This is a genomic window from Streptomyces sp. URMC 123 (genome assembly GCF_051386515.1).
Lineage (GTDB): Bacteria > Actinomycetota > Actinomycetes > Streptomycetales > Streptomycetaceae > Streptomyces.
Map to the genome: position 1 here is coordinate 1 of NZ_JBPQTV010000656.1, position 873 is coordinate 873.

Annotated in this window: 1 protein-coding gene; it reads right to left on the bottom strand. The window is 72.2% G+C overall.

Annotated features, from left to right (window positions below):
* Nucleotides 1-731, bottom strand: a 731-nt coding sequence (locus tag ACSNOD_RS31485; protein WP_436770487.1) for an NAD(P)H-dependent oxidoreductase, incomplete at its 3' end; no start/stop codon positions are given.
* Nucleotides 732-873: the final 142 nt, after the last annotated feature.

Sequence of the window (873 nt, forward strand, 5' to 3'; positions counted from 1 at the left end):
GCCCGGAGCGGGTGACGCCCCGGCAGCAAGTGGCGGCCATCGCGGCGGCGCTGGGCCGGGACGTGCCCCTCGTCGAGCCGGCGCGCGTAGGCCCCCTGGACCGCCGCGAACCGTTCCTCCGACATGGCGTGGGCGCCGTACACCGCGAACGGTTCCAGTGGTGCCATGCCGGTGAACCAGAACAGGCCGTGCTGGAGGGGGTGGAGGACGTCCGCCAGCTGTCCGTGGATGCCCCGGTCGGAGAAGGCCGACTCCCGGGCCCCGATCGTCACCGACATCAGCGCGCGGCGGCCCGCCAGGGCGCCCTCGCTGTAGGGCGGGGGCAGCTCCGGGCCGTGGGCGAACCCGAAGGTGAACACCCGGTCGATCCAGCCCTTGAGGATCGCGGGCACGGAGAACCACCACATCGGGTACTGGAGGATCACCGCGTCCGCCCATCGCAGCTTCTCCTGCTCCGCCGCGATGTCCGCCGACAGCCGGCCCGTGCGCGTGGCCTCTCCCGAGACGGCCAGCACGTCCAGTCGCCGGTCCGCGGTGTGCTCGGGGAAGTCGTCCGCGTCCACCGCCGCCTTCCACTTCATGGCGTAGAGGTCGGACACCCGCACCTGATGGCCCGCGGCGCGCAGATGCGCGATCGCGAATGCGGTCAGGGTGGCGTTGAGCGAACGGGGTTCGGGGTGGGCGCTGACGACGAGGATGTTCTTCGGCTGCCGCGGTGAAACGTCGATCATGCCCCCAGGGTTTCCCGGGCACCGCTCCGCAGCCAGTTCCCTGTTCGACCGCGGAACAGCAGTCCTGGTACTGCGAGGACCAGGCAGGGCGGGGGGCGCGCGGAGAGGCCGCGCATACTGGAGCGCATGAGCGGGGTGGGCG